General features: G+C 45.6%; 13 protein-coding genes. 8 read left to right on the top strand and 5 right to left on the bottom strand.

What is annotated here, in order from left to right; genetic code table 11:
- Positions 1–8 precede the first annotated feature (8 nt).
- From BKB51_RS10965 to BKB51_RS10955, 3 genes are all read right to left on the bottom strand, one after another.
- On the bottom strand, positions 9–1,856 hold the full coding sequence (locus BKB51_RS10965) for a BCCT family transporter (protein WP_085901134.1): 1,848 nt from the start codon (positions 1,854–1,856) through the stop codon (positions 9–11).
- A gap of 395 nt (positions 1,857–2,251) precedes the next feature.
- On the bottom strand, positions 2,252–3,259 hold the full coding sequence (gene msrP / locus BKB51_RS10960) for a protein-methionine-sulfoxide reductase catalytic subunit MsrP (RefSeq protein ID WP_085901133.1): 1,008 nt from the start codon (positions 3,257–3,259) through the stop codon (positions 2,252–2,254).
- A gap of 211 nt (positions 3,260–3,470) precedes the next feature.
- Positions 3,471–4,673 carry a pyridoxal phosphate-dependent aminotransferase gene (locus BKB51_RS10955; RefSeq protein ID WP_085901132.1) on the bottom strand — a complete coding sequence of 401 codons (1,203 nt, stop codon included), beginning with the start codon at positions 4,671–4,673 and terminating at the stop codon, positions 3,471–3,473.
- A gap of 384 nt (positions 4,674–5,057) precedes the next feature.
- Here BKB51_RS10955 and BKB51_RS10950 point away from each other — a divergent pair, with 384 nt between their 5' ends.
- Entirely contained in the window at positions 5,058–5,261 is a 204-nt protein-coding gene (locus BKB51_RS10950; protein WP_085901131.1) for a hypothetical protein, read from the top strand.
- Between the two features lie 42 nt (positions 5,262–5,303).
- On the opposite strand, the gene ahpD is transcribed toward BKB51_RS10950, so the two are convergent.
- Both ahpD and BKB51_RS10940 read right to left on the bottom strand, forming a co-directional pair.
- Positions 5,304–5,837, bottom strand: a complete 534-nt coding sequence (gene ahpD, locus BKB51_RS10945; protein ID WP_085901130.1) for an alkylhydroperoxidase, AhpD family — start codon at positions 5,835–5,837, stop codon at positions 5,304–5,306.
- 111 nt (positions 5,838–5,948) lie between these two features.
- Positions 5,949–6,488 (bottom strand): peroxiredoxin, encoded by a 540-nt coding sequence (locus BKB51_RS10940; RefSeq protein ID WP_085901129.1) that lies wholly within the window; start codon positions 6,486–6,488, stop codon positions 5,949–5,951.
- 250 nt (positions 6,489–6,738) lie between these two features.
- Here BKB51_RS10940 and BKB51_RS10935 point away from each other — a divergent pair, with 250 nt between their 5' ends.
- The 7 genes from BKB51_RS10935 (at position 6,739) to uvrC (ending at position 16,650) form a co-directional block, all read left to right on the top strand.
- A complete protein-coding gene (locus tag BKB51_RS10935; protein WP_085901128.1) occupies positions 6,739–7,992 on the top strand; it encodes a diaminopropionate ammonia-lyase in 1,254 nt (417 codons plus the stop codon).
- A 40-nt stretch (positions 7,993–8,032) separates the two neighbouring features.
- Positions 8,033–10,162 (top strand): excinuclease ABC subunit UvrB, encoded by a 2,130-nt coding sequence (uvrB, locus tag BKB51_RS10930; RefSeq protein WP_085901127.1) that lies wholly within the window; start codon positions 8,033–8,035, stop codon positions 10,160–10,162.
- Between the two features lie 102 nt (positions 10,163–10,264).
- Positions 10,265–11,797: a PAS domain-containing sensor histidine kinase gene (locus BKB51_RS10925; RefSeq protein ID WP_085901126.1), complete on the top strand. Its 1,533-nt coding sequence runs from the start codon at positions 10,265–10,267 to the stop codon at positions 11,795–11,797.
- A gap of 115 nt (positions 11,798–11,912) precedes the next feature.
- Positions 11,913–12,335 carry a peptide-methionine (R)-S-oxide reductase MsrB gene (gene msrB / locus BKB51_RS10920; RefSeq protein WP_245813265.1) on the top strand — a complete coding sequence of 141 codons (423 nt, stop codon included), beginning with the start codon at positions 11,913–11,915 and terminating at the stop codon, positions 12,333–12,335.
- A gap of 129 nt (positions 12,336–12,464) precedes the next feature.
- A complete protein-coding gene (locus BKB51_RS10915) occupies positions 12,465–13,436 on the top strand; it encodes a calcium/sodium antiporter (RefSeq protein ID WP_085901125.1) in 972 nt (323 codons plus the stop codon).
- Positions 13,437–13,562: 126 nt separating this feature from the next.
- Entirely contained in the window at positions 13,563–13,955 is a 393-nt protein-coding gene (locus BKB51_RS10910) for a dihydroneopterin aldolase (RefSeq protein ID WP_158090210.1), read from the top strand.
- 682 nt (positions 13,956–14,637) lie between these two features.
- On the top strand, positions 14,638–16,650 hold the full coding sequence (gene uvrC, locus BKB51_RS10905; RefSeq protein WP_085901475.1) for an excinuclease ABC subunit UvrC: 2,013 nt from the start codon (positions 14,638–14,640) through the stop codon (positions 16,648–16,650).
- Positions 16,651–16,755: the final 105 nt, after the last annotated feature.

The following is a 16,755-nucleotide window of genomic DNA, read 5'->3' as shown; positions in this document are numbered from 1 at the left end:
GAAATTATTTATTCAGCTGCTTGCGTCTCTGCAATCTTCTCTCTGTGATTATCTCTGTAGAGAGCTTTCGCAAGAGAGATCACCATCAGAACCATAACCATAGTAAAGGGTAATGCCCCGATGATCATCGCATTCTGAAGTGCCCCAAACGGGTTGGCTTCTGCACCGCTGTTACCAGCAACAATCAAAGCACCGATCACACTGGTTAGAATAATACCCCAGATAATACGGTGTTTAATGCCTGTATCCTGGTCACCGCCAGACATGATTGTATTCATCACCAGAATACCGGAGTCAGCAGATGTCACCAGGAAGGTCATAATGAGCACAACACACATGATCGTCAGACCTGAGAGTGCACCACCAGAAAGCATCTGACCAAGGGTCACAAACAGCTTCGCTGTATTACTTGCGCCAATAATCGATCCATCAGCAGTACCGGTCAATTCAAGATCAATCGCAGTTCCGCCAAGGATGGTCATCCACAGGAAACAAACTATGGCCGGCGCAATAACGCACCCAAGGATGAATTCACGAACGGAGCGACCTTTTGAAATACGCGCAAGGAAGAGACCAACAAATGGAGAGAAAGCAATCCACCATGCCCAGTAGAAAGTTGTCCAACCAGCTTGCCATCCAAACTGACGCCCTTCGGTACCCGCAGCATAGAGCGCGGCAGCAACGTCATCTGAATTTTCAAGTACAGTTACAGATGCAGGTAAAGTCTCTTTGAAACCATCTAGAGATCCCCATGCATTGGTCGCACCGCTAAAGATAGAAGCGATATCTTCGGCTGGTAAACCTTTGGCAACGTCAGGAAGCGCCATTGCAAATTCGTCAGCAGACAGCGGACCGTATGCCCCGAATGACAATTGAGCAAAGTGAAGGATGTAATCAACCAGACTTGAGCCAAAGGTCGTCATCGCAAAGGCAAAAGAGCCAAAGAAAACAAAGGTCAAAAGTAAAATGATTGAAAGTACCAGATTGAGGTTTGAAAGATACTTGATCCCTCGACCAACACCCGATACCGCAGACAGTATTGAAAGCCCCATAATGATGAACAGAGCAGCCAACAAACCAACAACACTTGGCTTAGGCGCTTCGGCATCACCGTTCATAAGCCACCCCATATCAGTAACGGCGTAAACCCCGTCAACAAACTGGCTAACACCAAAACCAATGGTCACAGACACGCCAAGAATGGTCGCAACAACGCCGAGAACATCAACGATGTGACCAAAAGGTCCATTGATCATCTTGCCAAAAAGCGGCGTAAGTGCTGAACGGATCGTCAAAGGCATTTCGCGGGTATAGGCGTAGTAAGCCAAGGACAGTCCTGTGGTCACATAAATAGCCCAGGCATGGAAACCATAGTGCAAGAAGGTATAGCGATAACCAGATTGAACGGCTTCTTCGGTATTTGGAACCACGGTACCATCAATGATAACCGGGTTTGAGCCCCAGAGACCAAGGGGTTCTGCGGTCGCAAAGACCATCAGCCCAACACCCAGGCCAGCACCGAACATCATAGAAAACCATGAGAAGTTGGAAAATTCGGGTTCAACACCTTCCGCCCCGAGTTTCTTCTTACCTGTTGCCGGTATCAAGGCAATGATAAACAAGAAGAAAGCAAAACCACCAACAGCGATGATATAGAAGGTGTTGAAGCTGTTCAGAACATTGGAATTAAGAGCAGACAGGACGCTATTGGCATTACCCGGCCAGATCAACGCCCATAATACCAGCAAAGTCATACTGACTTTGCTGATCAAGGCAATGGGGATGCTGTGTCCCTCATAAAAGCCCCCTGTGGCCGTCTTGATCTCAAGATCAGTGAATGGTGGTTTGATTGACATTATGTTTCCCCGTTTAGATCTTTATTATCGTTTTTCGTGTAACAGCTATATAAACTCTGATTACTCAAAACAATTTTTTGGCAAAAACGGGTGCAGTCGAGTACACCGAGGTATTTTTATTATCTATTTATGTCTTTGCAGAAAGTCCAAGTACGATTTCACAGAGTTCAAACAGATAGCTGACATCAGAGTACTTCATTTTTTCTGGTAACGTTACACAAATATTACTTTAACTTTCGCACAAATATTCAGTCAAATTTAAATTATTTAAGTTCATTACAGTAAAATTGAATTTGATTTAAAAATTATTGATCCAAGATTAGTGACTACAGAACAAAAAAGGCAGGGCGATTTTTTTTGCCCTGCCTCATAAATCCAGCTCAATGATTTAGCTCTTAGGTATACAATCGTTCGCCCTTGATATCCTTATAAAGATCGGCAACTTCATCAGCATAGCCATTAAATAATAGCGTTGGTACTCGTTCGCTTTTTCCTAGAGGTTGTTCTGTGGCCTGGCTCCATCGTGCATGGGCAACTTCAGGATTAACATTGGCCCAGAACCCATATTCTGACCCTTGGATCTCCTCCCAGAAAGAGACCGGCCTTTTATCAGTGAAAGTAAATTTCACAATCGATTTCGTCGATTTAAACCCGTATTTCCACGGTGTTACCAACCGAAGCGGCGCACCGTTTTGCTTTGGCATCGGCTTGCCATAAATACCCGTCGCAATAAAGGCAAGATCATGGGATGCCTCTTCAATCGTCAAGCCTTCAATATAAGGCCAAGGATACCAATGTGCTTTTTGCCCGCTGGCAATGTCGGGCAAATTGAACGTTTCCATACGAATATATTTGGCACTGGATAGCGGGCGCGCCAGTGCAACCAGTTTCTCTAGCGGAAACCCTGTCCAAGGAACAGCCATCGACCAGGCTTCGACACAGCGGTGCCGATAAAGGCGCTCTTCAAACTCAATCTTTGCGAAAAGATCATCCACATCCAATTGCATCTCCTTTTCAACCATCCCATCAATGGCAACTGACCAGGGACGCAAGGGCAAGGCCTGAGCTTTTTCGTGAATATTCTTTGAAGATCCAAATTCATAGAAATTGTTATAGGTCGTCGCCAACTCTTCAAAACTCAAATCCCGATCCAGTTTGTAGTAATCGTTTCTTTTGGCTGGATAGTATTTGGCACTTGGATCAAGACTGGATTTCGTCGTTGTTTTTTTTGATGGTGCGGTTGCTTCCGCAGCGGGTTCATCACACCCCGTCACAAGACCTGCTGACAATACGGCCGATCCCAAAGCAGCCTGCTTCATAAAATGGCGGCGATTCAAATATACACTTTCCTCGGTCAGCTGACTTTCTTTCAGTTCCCAGGGTTTGCGAAATTTCAATAACATTATAAATCCTCTGTCATGTTCCACCTACAGAGATACTCTTTGTCCTTCTCACAAACAAATCACTGCTGCGTTAACACCTCGTGTAACAGGGGCTTAAGGCGAGTATACCAAACAAAAAAGGGCACATCCAATGATGTACCCTTTCTTAATCCTGGACCAGATCTTCTCGCACAGATCTCTAGCGAGGAACTGGCCGTGTATTAGCCCTTGTTTAGCTCAGGGCTTCACAAGCGCGCTTGATACGCTCACAAGCTTCTTTCAGTGCTTCTGTCGATGTCGCATAGGAAATACGGAAATAGGGTGACAGACCAAAAGCCTCGCCCTGTACTGCAGCAACATCAAAACCTTCGAGAAGGTAGGTCACAAAATCACCGTCAGATGAAATCTGTTTTCCATCCGGGGTTGTCTTGCCAATGGTACCCTCGCAAGACGGATACACATAGAAAGCACCTTCAGGCTTGGAACAGTTAATGCCCGGGCAATCATTCAGCAAATCGACGACCATATCGCGACGCGCTTTAAAGACCTCGTTGTGCTTTGGAATAAAGCTTTGATCCCCACGAAGAGCTTCAACAGCTGCGGCCTGACTGACAGAACAAGGGTTCGATGTGCTCTGAGACTGAATTTTGGCCATGGCTTTGATCAGTGGCACAGGACCACCGGCAAAACCGATCCGCCAACCAGTCATGCAATAGGCTTTGGAAACACCGTTCATGGTCAGCGTACGATCATAAAGAGATGGCTCAACCTGTGCAGGTGTTACAAATTCAAAGTCATCATAAACCAGCTTTTCGTACATATCATCGGTCAGGATCATGACATGCTCATGACGTTTAAGCACATCTGTCAGTGCTTTCATTTCGTCATAAGAATAGGCAGCTCCTGTTGGGTTTGAAGGGCTGTTCAGCAATACCCACTTTGTTTTATCAGTGATTGCTTCTTCCAGATCTTCGGCCTGTAGCTTAAAACCGTTGCTTTGCATACAAGGCACAGCAACGGGCTCACCGTCAGCCAAAAGAACCATATCAGGATAAGACACCCAGAAAGGTGCCGGAATGATCACTTCATCACCAGGGTTCAGTGTTGCCATGAAAGCATTGTAAAGAATCTGCTTGCCGCCAGTACCGACAGTGATCTGCTCTGACTTATAGTCGAGACCGTTGTCTCGTTTAAACTTTTCGCAGATAGCCGCTTTGAGTTCTGGTGTTCCATCAACGGCTGTGTAGCGTGTGTCCCCACCATTAATGGCGGTAATAGCGGCTGCTTTGATGTTATCCGGCGTGTCAAAATCCGGCTCACCAGCGCCAAGGCCAATGACGTCACGCCCAGCAGCTTTTAGCTCACGGGCTTTCGTAGTTACAGCAATAGTCGGAGAGGGTTTGATTCGCGAGAGGCGATCCGCAAGTTGCGGCATGACCTTATGCTCCTGTTGTTTCGCCGAATCTAGACAAGATAGGTCTGATCGGACTTACGAGTTTCAAGACGGGGTGTTGCACAGCGGCACCGTAATATAACCGACACAGACATCGCAACAGTGAATCTCAGAATAAACCATTTTATACGACCTACCTGTCAACAGGACATGACAAAAAGAGAAGGCTCGTGAAGCAATCAAGACATCGAAATTTTCTATGCCCAAAAGCAGAAAACACCAAATTGCCGCATTTCCTCTAAATAGCTGTCACACTTGATCTCTAAAAAAGGTAGTCAGCAGAGATTTTATAAACAACACACAAACCTTAAGACTGAAATTTTAGTCGGAATAGGCTGTGTCTATCTACCACAGGGAGTATGCGGGATGCATCGAACAGGATATGTCCGCGATTCATACAAAAGTAATGACCGAAAAACAGGCCTTGTTGGTCTGACAGCCCTTTTGGTGCTGTTGATATCTCTTTCTACCGTATCCGTTTCTTTAGCCGCAATCCTGTCCCCGGAAAGTTTCCTCGCAGAAAGAATGACCGACCAAAAGCGAGACGAAATAAAAAAAGAGACTCAATAGCCTCTTTTTTTAATCTGCCATAAGTTACAAACGCTAGCTTTCCTATTCAGCTAAAGCATCTTCGCCATCAAACGTCGCCGCAAGAGCATGCATCACAGATGCAATACGAATAGCATCCTGAATACCTTCTTTGGAAATGCCACCAGCTGCAACCTGCTTTTCGTGAGATTCAATACACATACCACAGCCATTAATAGCAGACACAGCCAAGGACCAAAGCTCAAAATCCACTTTATCAACGCCTGGACGACCAATGATGTTCATGCGCAATCTGGCAGGGAGCTTCAAATAGTCTTCATTCCCGCTTAGATGTGCAAAACGGTAATAGATATTGTTCATCCCCATAATAGAGGCAGCCGACTTTGCCGCAGAATAAGCCTCGGCAGATAATTTTTCTTTTGCCTCGGCATTAATTGCTTTGATGACAAATGCATTTCGGCTTGAAAGAGCAGACGCAAGGGCCGTTCCCCAAATCTGCTGGTCATTCAGAGATGTCGATGTCAGGACATTGGTAATGTTCAGCTTGAGGTCCTTGGCATAATCAGGAACTGCTGATTTCAAATCACTAATAGACACGATTGATATCTCCCTTTATCGCGTGATGTAATAACTTTGGCCTAAATAAGCCTCAACCGAAAAAGGGCGGGCTCGGCTACCCGGACCCGCCCTTTCCAAAGCTTTTGGTTCTTAAGCAACTTTAAGAACGTCGTCGCCTTTGTTCCAGTTACATGGGCAAAGCTCATCAGTCTGTAGCGCATCAAGAATACGAAGAGTTTCTTGTGGGTTACGACCAACGTTCAAACCATTTACACCAACATGCTGGATGATACCGTCTGGATCGACAACGAAAGTTGCACGAAGAGCAACACCAGCTTCCGCGTCGAGAATACCAAGACCTTCGCAAAGCTCACGCTTGATGTCAGAAACCATTGGGAAAGGAAGGTCGTTAAGATCTTCGTGATCTTTGCGCCATGCCATGTGTACGAAATCACTATCAGTGGAAACGCCAAGAATTTGCGCATCGCGATCTTCGAATTCTTCGTTCATTGCACCAAAAGCAGCAATTTCAGTTGGGCAGATGAATGTGAAATCTTTTGGCCAGAAGAAAACAACTTTCCACTTTCCTTCATAGCTTTTGTCAGTGATTTCAACAAAACCATCCGTTGGGTTATTAGAAACAACAGCTGTCAAAGCGTATTCTGGAAACTTATCACCAATCGTAAGCATGCTTACACGTCCTCATAATTATGCCCACTTTGTGAGCGCCGGTATTAATGCAAAATCTAATTGCGCAAGACCCTGCGCAGAGGGTATTTTCATGCGCCTACTTAATCTCTAGAAATTCACGAAGTCAAGATTTTTTTAGAATAATTCTAATTAACAACTAACTTTGTATCTTTCCCCTCTTTCCCTCTCTTTGGAAAAAAGCTTAACTAGGCGCAACCAAACACCTTAAAAGACTTAAGATTAAGCACAAATGGACCGTTATTTATCAATCTGGAAAAGATCACAATTCAACCTTCTCCCTAACCCTGACGCGTCCAGATCTTTGACCTATGGGGAAAATCTCAATCACATTCTCTCAAAGGAAACCTGCAAAGAAGCACTGAATGAGATAACCCGTTGGCCAGAATATAAGATTAGTCCACTTGTCTCATGGCCTGGCCTTGCCAGAGAACTTAATCTCGTTGACATCAGTTTCAAGGACGAAAGCAAAAGATTTAATCTCGGCTCTTTCAAAGCTCTTGGCGGAGCCTATGCAGTTTACCGTTTTTTGAAGTCCACTATCGAACAAAAACTTGCAATAAAAATAGAGTCAGACGATTTAAGAAACGCGACGTACCGTGATATTACAACTGAATTAACAGTCACAACTGCGACTGATGGCAATCATGGGCGTTCCGTCGCTTGGGGGGCCCAAATTTTTGGATGCAAAGCCACCATCTATGTCCCTGCGAGCTGCAGCGTATCCAGGATTACTGCTATTGAAGAGTTTGGGGCAACAGTGATCCAAACATCTCTGAGTTATGACGAAACAGTGGCGCTTTGTGCCAAAGAGGCAGAAAAACAAAATGCCCAAATCATCTCGGACACGTCATGGGATGATTATCAGGACATTCCAGCCCAGATCATGCAAGGCTATAGCATCATTGCAGAAGAAGCCCTGAAAGAATATTTCACGCGCCCCTTTCGACAGGCTATTCCGCCGTCACATATTTTTTTACAGGCAGGTGTTGGTGGAATGGCTGCTGCGATGGCGGGGTATTTCTGGGCTCATCTTGGTGAACGGCGGCCCAAAATTATCATTGTTGAGCCAGAAACAGCAGCCTGCTTATACGCTTCTGCAGCAGAAGGCACTTTAACCAAAGCAACTGGGGACAAAGAAACCGGGAAAGTTCACACCCTTATGGCTGGGCTGGATTGTGGTGAAGCCTCCCCCATCGCATGGGAGATATTATCTCATGGAGCCGATTTCTTCATGACCATATCAGACACGATAACAGGTCCAACAATGAAGTTAATCGCAAGCTCGCCTTTTGGTGATCCTGTATTGGAAGCCGGTGAATCAAGTATTGCCGGACTTGCCGCTTTGATTATGACGGCAACCCATGAAGATACACGCGAAGTACTTGGCTTATCGCCTGATTCACGTATTCTTCTTATGAACAGCGAGGGTATTATGGACCAATCTTTGTACCAAGAACTGGTAGTTGAAGATCAGTCAAAGTGATCCTACATAACTTTCTCAATTCCCGGACCAGAGAATACGAATGACGTCTCCATTAATTGAACGCATCTCAGACAGCTTCTTTAAAGATGATTCAAAGCCTTTTCGCCTTGATTCAGAGTTCTCTCCATCCGGGGATCAGCCCCATGCGATTCAAGAGCTTTGCGATGGCTTGAACCAAGGAGAACGAAGTCAGGTTCTATTGGGAGTAACAGGGTCTGGTAAAACCTTTACCATGGCGCAGACCATACAACGATTACAGCGACCTGCCCTTGTTCTTGCGCACAACAAAACCCTTGCCGCTCAGCTTTATTCAGAGATGAAAAGCTTTTTCCCCGATAATGCGGTCGAATACTTCGTCTCCTATTATGATTATTATCAACCCGAAGCTTATGTCGCACGGACAGATACCTACATAGAAAAAGATAGCTCAATCAACGAACAGATTGACCGCATGCGACACTCTGCGACCCGTGCACTTTTCGAACGGGATGATGTCATCATTGTTGCCTCTGTCTCATGTATCTACGGTATTGGTTCACCAGAAACCTATGCTCAGATGACCCTTAGCCTTAAGACAGGACAGGAAGTCGATATGCGCGACATCCTGAAATCTCTTGTAGAGCTTCAGTATACCCGCAACGATATCGCTTTTGGCCGAGGTACTTTCCGAGTACGCGGCGACACCTTAGAGGTTTTCCCAGCACACTATGAAGATCGCGCCTGGCGGATATCCTTTTTTGGTGATGAAATTGAGACCGTACAGGAGTTTGATCCATTAACTGGCGAAAAAACCGCAGATCTAGAAGGTGTCAGAATATACGCCAACAGTCACTATGTGACCCCCCGTCCCACACTCTTACAGGCAGCTAAAGGCATCAAAGCGGATCTAAAGGTTCAGCTGGAAAAATTTAATCAGGAAAACAAACTTCTTGAAGCCCAGCGCCTGGAACAACGCACAATGTTCGATCTGGAAATGATAGAGGCAACCGGTGCCTGCGCAGGTATTGAAAACTATTCCCGATATCTGACCGGACGCGCACCGGGTGAGCCACCGCCCACACTCTTTGAATACTTGCCAGATAATGCATTACTCTTTGTCGACGAAAGCCACGTGACTATCGGGCAACTTAACGGCATGTACAATGGTGACTTTGCCCGTAAATCCAATCTTTCAGAATACGGGTTCCGACTCCCCTCTTGTATCGACAACCGACCGCTTAAGTTCCAAGAATGGGAGGCGATGCGTCCGCAAAGTATTTTTGTATCGGCGACACCAGGCCCATGGGAGCTCAACGAGACGGGCGGCGTTTTTGCTGAACAGATTATTCGCCCAACAGGGCTACTTGATCCCGTCTGTGAAATCAGACCAACGGAAACCCAAGTCGACGATCTGATCAAGGAATGCCAAAATGTCGTCAGTCGTAACATGCGGGTTCTTGTTACCACACTGACAAAACGCATGGCAGAAGATCTGACGGAATATCTGCATGAAGCTCATCTTAAGGTCCGATACATCCACTCGGATATCGATACATTGGAAAGAATGGAAATCATTCGCGACCTTCGCAAAGGCGTGTTCGATGTCCTTGTGGGGATCAACCTGTTACGTGAAGGGCTTGATATTCCCGAATGCGGTCTTGTCTGTATCCTTGATGCAGACAAAGAAGGCTTTTTACGCTCAACCACAGCTCTGGTTCAAACCATCGGGCGTGCTGCGCGTAATGTCGATGGAAAGGTCATCCTATACGCTGACAAGATGACACGTTCGCTAACCAAGGCTCTCGATGAAACCAATCGTCGCAGGGAAAAGCAACAGGCCTATAACGAAGAACATAACATCACACCTGAGTCTGTCCGCAAACAAATCGGCGATATACTCGGCTCTGTCTACGAAAGCGATCACGTTACCGTTGATCTTAACGATACGAGTGACAGCCATCGCGTTGGGCACAACCTCAAGTCCTATATAGATGATCTGACCAAGCGTATGCACGAAGCAGCCGCAGATCTGGAGTTTGAAGAAGCCGCCAGAATCAGGGATGAAATCAAAAAGCTACAAGATGATGAACTTGGTCTCTCGAACACTTCTGGTGGGAGCTTGTCTGATCGTATGGCCATGGCCGAAGCAAAATCCAAAAGCAAGAAGTATCGCAAAGGAAAAAAAGCGTAAGATTATAGCTTGGACTTAAAGCATTCGCAGTCCGATATGCGAGTTAAACTTCCAAACTTCTTCGCGCAATGATATCCTGCGCTTAACTTCTGGGTAGAATATATGACTTCGTCACTGACTGAAAACCTGCCAGAGTTTCAATTTTGGCAGGATTTATCAGCCTTTAACAGGCTAAGTACGGCCATCTGGATCTTCGATATAGAAGATCATAATATCTGGTGGGGCAATGAGTCCGCTCTCAAATTCTGGGACGCAGATACTCTTGATGATCTGGTGCAAAGAGATTTTTCAACTGATTCCAGTTCAGTAAGAAGACGCTTACATGAAATGTTTGAAACGTCTGCCCAAGGTGATCGGGTTGAAGAAAACTGGACTCTCTATCCAAATGGCCAACCACAAATGGCTATATTGACCTTCACACCAATCTTGATTGAGAGCCGTAAAAAAGCTCTTCTTATTGAAGCAACACCACAAATAAAAGATGAACTGGATCATAGAACAAAGAGGATTTTAGAAGCCGTTAGGCATACGCCTCTGATGATTACGACGTTTGATGGTGATGGCAGCTTACTGGCACAAAATCCTGCGGCAGCGAATGCTTATAATATTCAGGAAAAATCGACCACCATTGAAGAACGCTATAATGACCCAGAAATACGTAAACGTATACTGGATCGTCATGATACGCCCAAACGCTTTAGAAGAGACATCAAAGTACACACAGCTTTCGGAGAACGATGGCATACTCTAACCGCTGAAATTGGCATTGATCCGGTTTCAGCAAGGCAGGTTATTGTTGCAACAGAAGAAGACATAACGGAACGAGTTCAAGCCCAGGAAGAACTGAGACGACTTAATCTAAATCTGGAACAACGCGTTGCTGAACGTACCCATAAACTGACCCTTGCCAGACAGGAAGCCGAAAACGCCAATAGATCCAAAGGTAATTTCCTGGCAACAATGAGCCATGAACTCCGAACGCCATTGAATGCAATTATAGGCTTCTCGGACATGCTCGAACATCAGATTTATGGCCCCGTAAACGCCAAACAAACAGCCGCCCTGAATGACATACATTCCAGCGCCCAGCACCTACTGGAATTGATAAACGAACTCCTTGATGCCTCGACTATTGATAGCGGTGAATTAAAGTTGTTTGAAGAGTTCTTTCAACACGATGATATTGTTGATTATTGCCATGCCACTTTTGAACTAGAAGCAATGAAGAAAGATCAAAATCTCATTGTAGAAAACAATGTCAGAGACATACTGATCAAAGGGGATTCCAGACGTTTTCGGCAAATATTGATCAATCTACTTGGCAATGCCTTTAAATATACTCCCGAAGGCGGCTCTGTCTCGTTACAGATAGATTATGACACAGACAATAATCTTCTTTTCGAGATCAAAGATACCGGCATTGGCATCGAAGAAACACGCCTTCCTGATATCTGCAAAGCCTTTACACAAGCTGCTTCATCTTCCTGGGCAGCAGGTAAAGGCGTTGGCCTCGGTTTGTATATTGCATCACGTTTGATAGATGCTCATGACGGAACACTCACCATCGCCAGTAAAATAAATCAAGGAACAACCGTGAAGGTCTTAATTCCCAACAACCGTCTAAAAGAAGCTTAATAGTCCTCTTCATTTAAATCAGCGTGAGAATTTATCTTTGTTTATACCAAACAAGTAGTTGATTTTTGCTTTCCTCATCTCACATAGAAGGGACACAAAGAGGAGGATGTTTTCCATGATGAAAAAAGCTGATCCCCAACAGTCGGACGATAATGATATCTGGCTAAACAAACTGGACGAAGAAACATACCGGGTCGCACGAAAAGGCGGAACGGAACAGGCTTTTGCCAATAAATATCATGACTGTAAAACATCAGGAACCTACCACTGCATCTGTTGTTCAGAACCCTTATTTCATTCAAGTGCTAAATATGATTCTGGAAGTGGCTGGCCCTCATTTTATGCGCCCGTTGGTGACGGCTATGTCAGTGCCAGAGAAGATCATTCGCACAGAATGCATCGGGTAGAAATTCTTTGTGCAAAATGCGACGCCCACCTTGGTCACGTTTTCCCTGACGGGCCAGAACCCACCGGGTTGAGATACTGTGTCAATTCAGCCTCTCTAGACCTGAAAGCTGACCCAAAATCCGATAAATAAGGCCGAAATTTGACAATCCTTTAGATAGGCTATTGAAATACACCTCAATGAGGGGCATTTAATGGCCTGTATTCTCTCGCTCTATAGGCCGAGAGAGATCCGGCGTGTACATTAAAGAGTGAAATACATATGACAGCAACAGCATTTCTGGCAGCAGGCGGTGGCCTCGTCCTATTAGCAGTAGGCGGTGAAGTCCTCCTCCGTGGCGCACTGGGAATTGCTCGGAAGCTTGGCATATCTCCAATGTTGATTGGCCTGACTATTGTGGCCTGTGCAACCTCAATGCCCGAGCTTATGGTTACACTCGTCGCCGGACTTGATGGTGCAACTGACATCGGGGTTGGTAATGTTATCGGATCAAATATTGCGAATATCCTTTTAATTCTGGGGGTTGGAGCGCTGATATCGCCACTGGCGACCAAACCTTGTGATGTCATGCGCGATACAATCGCAATGTTGATTGCAACGGCGATTTTTATGGCTTTCGCCTTTTTAGGCACCTTCACTGTTTGGCATGGCGTCTTTATGCTTGCCGCTCTTACATTTTATATTTGGCGTAGCTATTACCGCGAGAAAAAATGCAATCCCAAAGAAGAAGCCGATCCGGAACTCGCTGAAGAACTAGAGGCAGCACCGGGGTCAGTGCCCGTATCAATTTTTCTTCTGATTGTTGGTGTCGCAGGCCTTATCATTGGCTCTGATCTTCTTGTTGATGGCGCAGAAACAATCGCCCGTGCCGCCGGGATTTCCGAAACTGTTATCGGCGTTACCCTCGTTGCTCTGGGGACATCTCTTCCAGAGCTGGCAACAGCCATTGTTGCGGGTCTTCGCAAGCATACAGATGTTGCGCTTGGCAATGCACTTGGTTCAAATATATTTAACCTATTATTGATCCTGGGTGTTCTGGCAATAGTCTCACCCTTTAGTGTTTCCCAGGCGGTAATAGAATTTGATATGTGGGTAATGGCTGGCGTCAGCCTGTTGATCGTACCAACAATGCTTCACGCTGGTAAAATCTGCCGCTCCAAAGGCGTTGTCTTTATCGCCCTGTATGCTGCCTACATTCTCTATCAGTTCAAAGACAAGCTCTTTCTGGCTTAGCAAAGGGAGCTTTTGCCACTCAAGAATTGCTTTTGACCAACAGAAGTACAAGGCGTAGATTGACGCCCGAGAAATGGCCCGTCACCCGGGCTTGAATAGACAGTTTAAATGAAAAGGAATGTCGGGATGACATCCGAAAAATCAGCGATTTCCGGAAGCCAGCTAACAGAACAAAAATTAACTGTGCGAGACCTCACCCTCAGCTGCAACATTGGGTTAACAGAAGAAGAGAGACTTCGCCCACAGAGATTGAAAGTTAATCTCGAACTCACTTTAAATCCATTACCAGTCCTGAACGATGAAATTGATGAAACCATCAACTATGGCACTCTGGTAAAGAAGGTCAGAAATGTATGTTTGCAAACCAAAGTGAAACTTTTGGAAACGCTTGCTAACGATATATCCGAAACCTGTTTCTTTGATGATCGAATTAAAACAGTTCACATGCGCATCGAGAAGCTTGATCGCTATCCAGATGTTGCCGGGGTTGGCATCGAAATCACCCGACACAGATCCTGATAAGAGAGCTTTCCAGTTCAAAAGGCCAGAAGAAATTCTGGCCTTTTTCATATCTGGAAGTATTCACAACTTTAATGTTTGGCAACGACTCGTCAAACAGTAATTTTTTACACAGATTCAATCTTCGATAACGAAGGCCATGAATAAAACCTATAGAAATCAAAGAGATTTAATTCCAAGAATCCCTGACTTGTGCACAGGAGAAATCTTTCTGTAACCGTCAAGCCATAAAAAAGAATTTTTTTTATAGTTTGGAGCGTTGACTTTGAATTCAACAATTAAATCAATACCTTACAAAACATGCCTATTTTTTGAGCAGTTTATTGTAACGCTAGTGTTTTCAAGGGGTATAAGCTTAGGCTCACAAGATAGCCACAAAGTTATCCACAGGATCAGTGGATATAATTTACAGTGGATTCACAGAGGAAAAACAACAGATGAGACGAATCCTATAAGTTCTAAAGAGTCCCTCTTAAACGTTAATAAAGTGTTCTTGACCTGTTCCACATAAAACGCCATCTAAGATGTCATTACTTACTCATTCTCTTCTTAGGTTATCTATATACTGTTACATTGAACCCAAGAGAGTCAGATCAGTTCATCAGTTAAATCGGCCATGACAAAAATACCTTCGCGCAAAGCAAGAAAAAAAGATCCCTCACAAGGTGGTAAACGCTCAGCGATGGCTGCGCATGAAGATTTGGATCAGACAGCTTCCAGTACCCCTCTTGATACTGTGTCCGGTTTGTCTGAAGACACTATCAGTTGGGAAGCAGGGTCACAATCAGACGCCGAACAACCAGAAGGCACCAGCAATATAGAAGTTGGTACTGGCGTAATCCAAGGGATTGTCAAAACGCTCCCAGGATCACCGGGTGTGTACAGAATGATGGATAGTGAGGGAAATCCTCTCTATGTCGGGAAAGCAAAGAACCTCAAAAAACGAGTCGTGTCTTACACTCGTGTTGATCAACTTCCCTATCGAATAAAGCGTATGGTTTCGGAAACCCGGTCGATGGAAATCGTGCAGACCAATACCGAAGCCGAAGCCCTTTTGCTGGAAAGCAACCTGATAAAGCGGCTTGCCCCGCGTTACAACGTCTTACTGAGAGATGATAAATCATTTCCCTATATCCTGATTACAGGAGACCACGAAGCACCACAGATCACAAAACATCGCGGCGCCCAAAAAAGAGATGGCCAATATTATGGCCCCTTTGCTGATGCAAGGTCCGTAAACCAGACCATAACAGCACTGGAAAAAGCTTTTTTGCTTCGTTCTTGCAGTGACGGAGTTTATACAAATCGCACACGACCGTGCCTGATGTATCAAATTAAACGGTGCTCCGCCCCCTGTGTTGGTCGTGTCTCCTTGTCCAATTACGCATCTCATGTACGTGAGGCTGAAAGTTACCTGAGCGGTTCATCATCCGAATTTCAAAAGAAGATGGCCGAGAAGATGCAAGCTGCAGCAGAAGAGCAAGATTACGAGCAAGCAGCTGTATACAGAGATCGCATTCGCGCCCTTACAGCTATTCAATCGAAGCAAGAAATCAATATAGCTGAACTGGATGATGCGGATGTTTTCGCACTTTTTGAGAAGGCGGGACAATCCTGTATTCAAGTGTTTTTCTTTCGGGCGGGCCGAAACTATGGAAACCGTTCCTACTTCCCCAAACACGATAAAACCATTGAAGCTGAAACTGTTCTCACATCTTTTATCGCCCAGTTCTATGCCAACAAACCTGTTCCCAAGTTGGTAATGGTGAGCCATAAGCTCCCCGAGGCCGCGATCCTTGCAGAGGCCCTTACCACAAAAGCCGGACGCCGTGTTGACGTCACCCAGCCATCACGAGGCCCCAAAAAGAAGCTTGTTGAAAATGCAACAGTCAACGCCCGAGAAGCCCTTGCACGACGCATGGCAGAAAGTGCGAGCCAACGACGCTTACTCGAAGGCTTGTCCGATATGCTGTTTCTGGAAGCAACACCCGAGCGGGTCGAGGTTTACGATAACTCGCATACACAAGGATCCGAAGCTTACGGTGGAATGATTGTTGCTGGCCCCGAAGGCTTTATGAAAAAAGCCTATCGAAAGTTTAAAATTCGCGGTGACAAGCCCCAAGAAGATGAAGGCGACAAAACTCCCGCGACCTATCAGGCAGGCGATGACTACGCAATGATGCGCGAAGTCTTGACTCGCAGACTCTCAAGAAGCCTAAAGGAAGATCCTGATCGGCAGACAGACCAATGGCCAGACCTGTTGGTCCTCGACGGGGGACAAGGGCAGCTAACCGTCGGCATTGAAGTCCTCGAAGAATTAGGGCTGACAGATATTCCAATTGTCGCCATAGCAAAAGGACAAGATCGTAATGCTGGACGAGAGAGAATTTTTCTTCCCAATCGCCCCTCGTTCCTCGTCGATCCAAAAGACCCTGTGTTATATTTCATCCAACGTTTACGCGATGAAGCCCACCGCTATGCGATAGAAACCCATCGTAAGGGGCGAACCAATGCCCGTTTAAAATCTGCCCTCGACGGTGTTCCCGGTATTGGGGCCAAACGCAAAAAAGCACTTTTGTTCCGTTTTGGATCTGCCGATGCAGTTGCGCGCGCCGGTGTGGAAGACTTGGCTACAGTTGATGGAATCAGTCGCGTGGTTGCACAGTCAATTTATGACCACTTCAACACCGAATAAATATTCTGTTCCCCAGTTCTCTATTTCGCTACTTTCTATTCCATAGTCGCCATCACCTTATTTGATCTATAACATAGCAATAGCCTTATCCGGGCGTTATACAGC

Origin of the sequence: Kiloniella majae (assembly GCF_002118315.1) — a bacterium.
Lineage (GTDB): Bacteria > Pseudomonadota > Alphaproteobacteria > Kiloniellales > Kiloniellaceae > Kiloniella > Kiloniella majae.
Note: the sequence above shows the minus strand (reverse complement) of the source record. Positions and strands in the feature narration are given on the sequence as shown.

What these genes read in the sequence shown, in the direction of transcription:
- BKB51_RS10965 (WP_085901134.1), bottom strand. Translation starts at nt 1,856, where the DNA reads ATGTCAATCAAACCACCATTCACTGATCTTGAGATCAAGACGGCCACA.
- msrP (WP_085901133.1), bottom strand. Translation starts at nt 3,259, where the DNA reads ATGTTATTGAAATTTCGCAAACCCTGGGAACTGAAAGAAAGTCAGCTG.
- BKB51_RS10955 (WP_085901132.1), bottom strand. Translation starts at nt 4,673, where the DNA reads ATGCCGCAACTTGCGGATCGCCTCTCGCGAATCAAACCCTCTCCGACT.
- BKB51_RS10950 (WP_085901131.1), top strand. Translation starts at nt 5,058, where the DNA reads ATGCATCGAACAGGATATGTCCGCGATTCATACAAAAGTAATGACCGA.
- BKB51_RS10940 (WP_085901129.1), bottom strand. Translation starts at nt 6,488, where the DNA reads ATGCTTACGATTGGTGATAAGTTTCCAGAATACGCTTTGACAGCTGTT.
- BKB51_RS10935 (WP_085901128.1), top strand. Translation starts at nt 6,739, where the DNA reads ATGGACCGTTATTTATCAATCTGGAAAAGATCACAATTCAACCTTCTC.
- uvrB (WP_085901127.1), top strand. Translation starts at nt 8,033, where the DNA reads ATGACGTCTCCATTAATTGAACGCATCTCAGACAGCTTCTTTAAAGAT.
- BKB51_RS10925 (WP_085901126.1), top strand. Translation starts at nt 10,265, where the DNA reads ATGACTTCGTCACTGACTGAAAACCTGCCAGAGTTTCAATTTTGGCAG.
- msrB (WP_245813265.1), top strand. Translation starts at nt 11,913, where the DNA reads ATGATGAAAAAAGCTGATCCCCAACAGTCGGACGATAATGATATCTGG.
- BKB51_RS10915 (WP_085901125.1), top strand. Translation starts at nt 12,465, where the DNA reads ATGACAGCAACAGCATTTCTGGCAGCAGGCGGTGGCCTCGTCCTATTA.
- BKB51_RS10910 (WP_158090210.1), top strand. Translation starts at nt 13,563, where the DNA reads ATGACATCCGAAAAATCAGCGATTTCCGGAAGCCAGCTAACAGAACAA.
- uvrC (WP_085901475.1), top strand. Translation starts at nt 14,638, where the DNA reads ATGGCTGCGCATGAAGATTTGGATCAGACAGCTTCCAGTACCCCTCTT.